General features: G+C 64.7%; 6 protein-coding genes. All 6 read right to left on the bottom strand.

Features of this window, described 5'->3' with window-relative positions:
- The coding region (locus WA702_RS30560) for a rhodanese-like domain-containing protein (RefSeq protein ID WP_425114263.1) at positions 1-1,105 on the bottom strand (1,105 nt) is incomplete at its 3' end.
- Positions 1,062-1,652 carry a cysteine dioxygenase gene (locus WA702_RS30555; RefSeq protein ID WP_425114262.1) on the bottom strand — a complete coding sequence of 197 codons (591 nt, stop codon included), beginning with the start codon at positions 1,650-1,652 and terminating at the stop codon, positions 1,062-1,064. The genes WA702_RS30555 and WA702_RS30560, both read right to left, overlap by 44 nt.
- A gap of 196 nt (positions 1,653-1,848) precedes the next feature.
- Complete coding sequence (locus WA702_RS30550) at positions 1,849-2,259, bottom strand: nuclear transport factor 2 family protein (RefSeq protein ID WP_425114261.1); 411 nt, start codon at positions 2,257-2,259, stop codon at positions 1,849-1,851.
- Between the two features lie 125 nt (positions 2,260-2,384).
- Positions 2,385-2,576 carry a hypothetical protein gene (locus WA702_RS30545; RefSeq protein WP_425114260.1) on the bottom strand — a complete coding sequence of 64 codons (192 nt, stop codon included), beginning with the start codon at positions 2,574-2,576 and terminating at the stop codon, positions 2,385-2,387.
- A gap of 51 nt (positions 2,577-2,627) precedes the next feature.
- Positions 2,628-2,882 carry a hypothetical protein gene (locus WA702_RS30540; RefSeq protein ID WP_425114259.1) on the bottom strand — a complete coding sequence of 85 codons (255 nt, stop codon included), beginning with the start codon at positions 2,880-2,882 and terminating at the stop codon, positions 2,628-2,630.
- 410 nt (positions 2,883-3,292) lie between these two features.
- The gene (locus tag WA702_RS30535) at positions 3,293-4,273 is read right to left on the bottom strand and encodes a phosphotransferase enzyme family protein (RefSeq protein WP_425114258.1); all 981 of its coding nucleotides are present in this window, start codon (positions 4,271-4,273) and stop codon (positions 3,293-3,295) included.
- Between the last annotated feature and the right edge of the window lie 508 nt (positions 4,274-4,781).

The following is a 4,781-nucleotide window of genomic DNA, read 5'->3' as shown; positions in this document are numbered from 1 at the left end:
CCTCGAGCGCGCCGGCATAGCCGCCTTCGAGCACATAGACCTCCCAACCCATCTGCGCGAGCCAGGACGCCGTCATGTCGGCGCGCACGCCCTTGTCGTCGGTCAGCAGGATGCGTGCACCGCGGATCGGCGCGGCCATGTCGGTCTCCTGCACGAGCTGGCCGCCCGGATAGTGGCGAAAGCCCGGGAGATGACCGGCCGCATATTCCTCCGCATCGCGCACGTCGAAGCGATAGAGCGTGCGATCGGTCTCAGCGACCAGCGCCGCCATCTCGTTCGCGCCGATATGGCGGACGCCGGCATGATAGGCGACGTCGCGAGCATTGGCCGGTCCGCCCTCGAACGCCCCGATCGCACCGCGCCGGTCAGCGCCATGGGCGAGCGTGTGCCGCGCCAGCGTCCAGCCGATCGTGCCGTTGCGCAGCGCCCGCACCTTGTTGGGCACGCCGGCATTGATCAGCGACTGGGTGCCGATGATCGAGCGGGTGCGGCCGGCGCAATTGACGATGATGGTGGTGTCGGCCGAGGGCGCGATCTCGCGCGCGCGGAAGGCGAGCTCGCCGCCGGGCACGCTGACGCCGCGCGGAATGCTCATGGTGCGGTATTCCTCGAACCGCCGTGCGTCGAGCACCACGAGATTTTTTTCGCTCTCGATCAGGGCCTTGGCCTCATCTGACGACAGCGACGGCGTGTGCCTGATCGCCTCGACCAGCTCGCCGAACGCCTTGCTCGGCACGTTGACGTCGCGAAACACCTCGCCCGCCTGCGCATACCCCCTCAAGCCGCCGTCGAGCATCGAGACGTCGCTGTAGCCGAGCGCCGCGATCCGCGGCAATGCACGCGCCGCATAGCCCTCGCCGTCGTCATAGACCACGATCGGCGCGTCGCGCCTGGGGACCAGATCGAGGATCCGCAGCTCGATCTGCGACAGCGGCAGCGACACCGCAAAGAACGGATGCGCCAGCGAATAGGGGTCTTCCTCGCGGACATCGAGCAGCGCGACTTCCTCGTCGGCTCGCCAGCGGCGGCGCAACTCGGCCGGCGATGTCAGGCGGTGCTTGTCAGCTTCGGGTGTTGTCTGGCCAGAGATTGGGGACGGTGTCATTCGAATATCCGGAAATGAAGTCGTGCGCGGTACCGGTGTCGGGATCGAACACCGAGCGGCGCACCCGGCCGATATTCGCGCCATAGACGTGAATGCTGATTGTTGTCGCGTCGGCAAGCCCGTTGGCGATGCCACGGATGTCGCCGCGCTCGGGCGACACCACGGCGACCTCGCCCGCACCGAGCCGCTCCGGCGGCTCAGCCTGCAGCGTTCCGTCCGCCCGGCGCTCATAGCCGATCGAGACCTCCTCGCCGCGCAGCACGCCGATCGCGCCCCAGACGCCGTGATCATGGATCGGCATGCTCTGATTGGGGCCCCAGACGAAGCTCACCACCGAAAAGCGGTCGAGCGGATCGGCATACAGCAGATATTGCCGATAGCGCGCGCCGAAGGTCGCCGCATAGGCCTCGGGCAGCCAGTCGTCATGCGCAATCAGTGCCGCGAGTTTCGGCTTGAGCCGGGCCAGGATTGCGGCCTCGCTGGTCTCGGTCTCGACGATTTTTGCAGTATCGGTGACGAAGGATCTCAGCCGCGCAATGTCGCTCATCAAATGTCCGTTCGTGCTGGCAAAGTCACGTTCGATACCATGACGAATGATGGGAGGGACATAGCCGAGTTTGCAAGCCTTCCGTGTTCGGAGCGGACATGCTCGCCAAGGTACGTCGCCGCCAGCTTCATTTTGCACAAAAACACGCGCGCAAATTGGCGGCTCTCGAGCCACGTCGCCGGCGCCGGCGTGAGAATCAATGCACGCTGCGGCCGGGATCGGCAGGGTCGTCGGTCTCGCCGAGGAATTGCGCGATCGGGCTGGAATGGTGATGCACCAGCCGCCAGCCACCGTCGATGCGCCTGAAATAATTGGTGGCAGCCAGCGGCGTGCCCTCGACCAGCTCGAGGCAGAGCACGCGCGCCTGGTCGCCGGTGACGATCGCCTGCGGCTCGGCGCAGACAATTTGCGGCCGCTCCGGATTCTTCAGGATGTCGCGCCAGCTGCCGAGCACGGCGGTGCGGCCGATGATCGCAGGCCAGCCCGGATGGATGCAGGAGATCGTCTCCTCATCCGCCCACAGACCGGCAAGCGCGGCGAAGTCGCCGGCCGCGAAAGCCGCATAGAGGGCCGCATTGGCGGCGATGATCGCGTCGACGTCGCTCATGGCTGCTCAGGTGAGCCAACCTCGCACGGAAATCAAGCAGCAATTGGACACGATCGGCGGGAGGCTCAATGGTTGCCGGCCATCCGCTTGCTGCGGATATTGCTGTCGTTGCGATGCCTTCCGGCTCAGGCGGTATGCCCGTCAAAGCCGGACTCGTCGGGCGTCTTCTTCTTCCGCTGCGGTGTCATCTTCGCCGGATCGGGCTGTCCGGGAATTCCGCGCGGCCCGAGCTGCTCTCGCTGCAGATCGTCTTCCGAGAATGGCGGCTCGATGCCATTGGGCTCCCGTGGCCGCGTTGCACCATCGTTGTTGCTCATCGTACACTCCTGGTCTTGTTTGAGTTCACGGGGGGCGGCGAGAAGCTCGTGTCATTTCGCCGTTGGCTTCGGGACCAGGTGTCCGTCACATACCTCGTGGGTGACCGCGCCGGTCTTTTCGCGAGTCCGCGCCGTAGCGTCCTCCTTGGAGCCATCGCGCGCTCCGCCGCCGCGCGCGCGGTGAATCCATTCGGCGGCCTGCTGGATCCAATAGGTGCGGCGCGACACATCTTGCCCCGCCTGTTCAAGACAGGATTCGGCTTTTTTCAAGCATTCGTTGCGATCATTGTCGGTCGGGTCCTGCATCTTCCTTGCTCCGCCGCCATCCTCGCCTGCCCACGACCTCCCCGTCTCTGCTCAAGCCAGCGATCTCGCCTGCTCCACGCGCCTCGGATCCGGCGCGGCCCTCCCGCTGATACGTCAATCCGGCAAGCTCGCCGGTGTTCCTAATAGACCGGGCGAAGGCGGGCATTTTGCTACAAAACGGTTGTCATAGATGCCGTTGTGCGGACGCCGCCTCTGCCTCGCGTGGCTGACATATTTCAGCAGCCCAACTGTAGAGCTGTCGGTGCAGGCCATAGGCACGGTTCGTCTGAACTACACGTTGGCGGTGGGGTGGTGGCGCGATACTGAGCGCCGCCGCGGCATCCCTGCACCTATCATCATCGCCGCGCATGGACCCTGAGCGGCGTTCGGCATTCGAGCCGGGAGCGATTTTACAGCAACCGATCGGCCAGGCGCTCTGTCTCCCATCCGCTCAGGAATTCGAGCTCCCGGTTGATCCAGGCGACGGGCTCGCTGCCCCATTCCCCGGCGCGGCTTGCATATTCGCCCATCACCCAGATGTGCCTGACGATGACGAAGGCGTGTGCGGCTTCGAAATCCGCCGATGTGATCGGTCGTATCGTTCGATAGCCGTCGACGAAGGCGTCCCATAGCGTGTGAAGCTTGCGGCCGAACGACACCTTCGCCCAGAGGAACACCGCAAGGTCGTAAGCGAGATAGCCAGGGCCGCCGTCATCGAAATCGAAGAAGGCCGCATCGCCCGCGGCGTTGATGTGCGCATTGAAGCCGTGACAATCGCCATGACAATGCGTCCAGGTCAAATCCATGGCCTCGATCTGCGCAGCTGTTCGCTCCGCGAGCTGGTGGAGTTCGGCGCTCGCATCGGTAGCGATCTCGCGTCGAAATTCCTGGATGCGCGCCAGCGGCCGGCGCAACAGATGATCGAGATCGAGCCGGTACAGCGGCGCCGCGGCGCGATAGGACTCGGCCGCGTTATGTACCATCGCCAGCGTGACGCCGTTGGCGCGCGCGTTCGCGATCGACGCCGCCTCGGGCGCGCGCCCATCGAGCGCACGAAACAGCACGCCTTCGCGGACACCTTCCGGCGCCGCCGCGCCAACGAACAATGCGCCGACACACGTCGGGACCGGCGTTGCGACCGGCACGCCTGATCGGGCGAGGTGCATGATGAAATCGGTTTCGGTGCCGACGTCGGCGCCGCCGCGGGCGCGATGATGCGACAGGCGAAATACGTAACGTTCGCCGCTTGCTGCCGTGATCAGATAGTTGTCATTGAAGCCACGATTGAGCATCCGGCACGCCAACGGCGCCGGCAGCGGATAGTGCTCGACGACGAAACGCCCGATCGTTTCCGCCCGGCAGGTCGTGTAAAGCGGTTCGAGGTCGGCCACACGCGCACCTCAGCATCGAGAAGGAAAGCCTATCCTAACGAGGGGCACAGGCAGATGAAAGGCGGTGCCAAAGTGCGTTGCCCACGCAGATCAACCGCGCAAGCGCGCTGAAACAGAAAGTTCGCCAGCGTTTTCAATCCGATCAGTAGGTCACGGCCTGCCGCGCGAAAATTTCTCTTTCTTTTTTTCAGAAAATGTGTTTCTCTGTGCATGTCCCGCCTCGGCAAGAGGGGCGTACGCGTCGTCACGAACGCGAGGCGGGATGCGATGGCCGTGTGAACGACGCAGGACGAGCGGCGCGCGCGCGGACGGCGAAATCGTGTGGTCCTGACCTCCCGGTGCTGAGGTCAAGTTCGCGATGCTTTCGACGAGCATTGCGAGCGACGGGGGCAAGAGAGCCGGTCCCCGAGGAGAGCGCGTATAAGCCGTAAACCATTCGCGCAGGGAGGGCCGGGCGGCGGATTCAATCGGTCGTCGCAACACTCCTGGATCTGGAGGTTGCGATGAC

Source organism: Bradyrhizobium sp. (assembly GCF_049798375.1).
Classification (GTDB): domain Bacteria; phylum Pseudomonadota; class Alphaproteobacteria; order Rhizobiales; family Xanthobacteraceae; genus Bradyrhizobium.
Note: the sequence above shows the minus strand (reverse complement) of the source record. Positions and strands in the feature narration are given on the sequence as shown.